Origin of the sequence: Streptomyces sp. WAC05292 (assembly GCF_003949955.1) — a bacterium.
Lineage (GTDB): Bacteria > Actinomycetota > Actinomycetes > Streptomycetales > Streptomycetaceae > Streptomyces > Streptomyces globosus.
Window position 1 is genome coordinate 1 of the sequence record NZ_RPSE01000648.1, and the last position, 2,021, is coordinate 2,021.

Below are 2,021 nucleotides of genomic sequence, written 5' to 3' on the forward strand. Positions count from 1 at the left end.
ACCTCACCCGGCTCCTTCGGCTGCATCGACATTGACACTCTCCCCATACGACAACGGCGGTTCCCAAAACCACAACCGGGTCTTGGGAACCGCCGTCACGCAGTGCCCTGAATTAGCCAACAGCATCCCCGCCCACGGCGGGGCCGGGGCACCGGCGCGTCCGGGCCGGGTCGGCGGTCCGCCTCAGGCGGGCGCGGCAGACGCCCGGCGCGCGGCCGCCTCGCGCAGCGCGTCCAGGGCCCGGGCGACGGCGGGCGAGGACTCCGCGCCGCGGCGGGTCGCGGCGATGACGTGCCGGGTGGGCCGGTCGCGGGCCAGGACGCGGACGGCGACGCCGGAGGCCCGCCCCGACACCATGCGCGGGACGAGGGCGACGCCCATCCCGGCCTCGACCATGGCGAGGATCGCGGTCCAGCCGGCTGCGGTGTGCGCCTGCTCGGGGACGAAGCCCGCCGCCTCGCAGGCCGTCCGGGCGATCTCCTGCCAAGGCCCGCTGCCCCCGTAGATCCACGGCTCGGCGGAGAGGTCGGCCAGCCTGAGGTCCGGCGCGTCCGCGAGCGGGTGGTCCCGCGGGAGGGCCACGTCGAGAGGGTCCTCCAGCAGCACCATGCGGCTGAAGCGGGCGTCGCGCGCGGTCGGGGCGTGGGCCGCGAGCGAGAGGGCCAGGTCGACCGCCCCGGCGGAGAGCAGCCCGTACGACTCGGCGGCCTCGGTCTCTCGGACCCGCACCTCCAGCCCGGGGCGGGTCTCGCGCAGGATCGCGACGGCCGGGACGACCAGGGCGGGGACGGCGGTGGAGAAGGCGCCGATGCGGACCTCCCCGGTCTCGCCGGCGAGGTATCCGGCGAGGTCGGCGTCGGCCCGTTCGAGCTGGGCGAAGACGGCGTCGGCGTGCCGCAGCACGAGCCGGGCGGCGTCGGTGAGCCGGACCCGGCGGCCCCGCGCCTCCAGCAGGGGGACGCCCAACTGCCGGGCGAGGTTGGTCAGCTGCTGCGAGACGGCCGAGGGCGTCAGGTGCAGCGCCTCGGCCGCCGCGGTCACCGTGCCCTGTTCGGCCAGGGCCCGCAGGATCCGCAGCTTCTTGATGTCCCACTCGGTCATGGGCCCGAACCTACCGCCGGGCCCCCAGCGCCACGCCGCCGAGGATCAGCGCCATGCACAGCAGCTCGGCTGGGCCGGTGCGCTCGCCGAGGAGCAGCAGGCCGAGCCCCGCGACGCACACGGGCTGGAGGTGGTAGACGACGCCGGCGCGGGCCGCGCCGATGAGCGCGACGGCCTTGTTCCAGGCGAAGAAGGCGACCGCGGAGGACATGACGCCGACGTAGAGGAGCATGCCCGCGGTTGTCGGGGTGGCGGCGAAGCCGCCCTGGAGGTGCAGGGAGACGGCGTAGGCGGGGGCCAGCATCAGCGCGCCCAGGACGAAGGTGGCCAGGAGGAAGGCCGGGCCGCCGAGTTCGACGGGCTTGCGGCGCAGCAGGGCGCTGTAGGTGGCGAAGGACAGCGCGGCGCCGAGCATCCACAGGTCTCCGGCGCCGAAGCGCGGGCTGAGGGAGCCGTCGCCGACGAGGAGCAGGACTCCGGCCAGGGCGGTCAGCAGCCCGAGCCTGCGGCGCGGGCCGATGCGTTCTCCGCCGGCGCGGGCGTAGAGGGCCATGGCGACCGGCGAGGCCGCCATGATCATGCCCATGTTGGCGGCGGAGGTGGTCAGTCCGGCCTGGTGGACGAGGGTGTTGTAGAGGGCGACGCCGAAGAAGGAGGCGAGCGCGGTGTACGCCAGGTGCCGGCGGATCAGGTGCCGCTGCCGCCAGGCCTGCCGGGCGGCGAACGGGGCGACGGCCGCGGCGGCGATGATCCACCGCCAGAAGACCGCCTGGACGGGCGGGACGGTGTCGGCCATGCCGCGGGTGGCGACGAAGCTGCCGGACCAGACGACCGTGGCGGTCAGGGCGAGGAGCACGCCCGGCCCGGCCGCCCGGGCGGCGGTGCCGCGCGGCCGGCGGGCGGGGCGGGCGAGCGGGGGC

Annotated in this window: 2 protein-coding genes; both read right to left on the reverse strand. The window is 76.2% G+C overall.

Going from position 1 to position 2,021, the window contains the following annotated elements; genetic code table 11:
- Positions 1 to 183: 183 nt before the first annotated feature.
- Positions 184 to 1,101 carry a LysR family transcriptional regulator gene (locus EF903_RS32030; protein WP_125548461.1) on the reverse strand — a complete coding sequence of 306 codons (918 nt, stop codon included), beginning with the start codon at positions 1,099 to 1,101 and terminating at the stop codon, positions 184 to 186.
- A 10-nt stretch (positions 1,102 to 1,111) separates the two neighbouring features.
- A partial coding sequence (locus EF903_RS32035; RefSeq protein ID WP_399422160.1) for a DMT family transporter occupies positions 1,112 to 2,021 on the reverse strand: 910 nt, incomplete at its 5' end.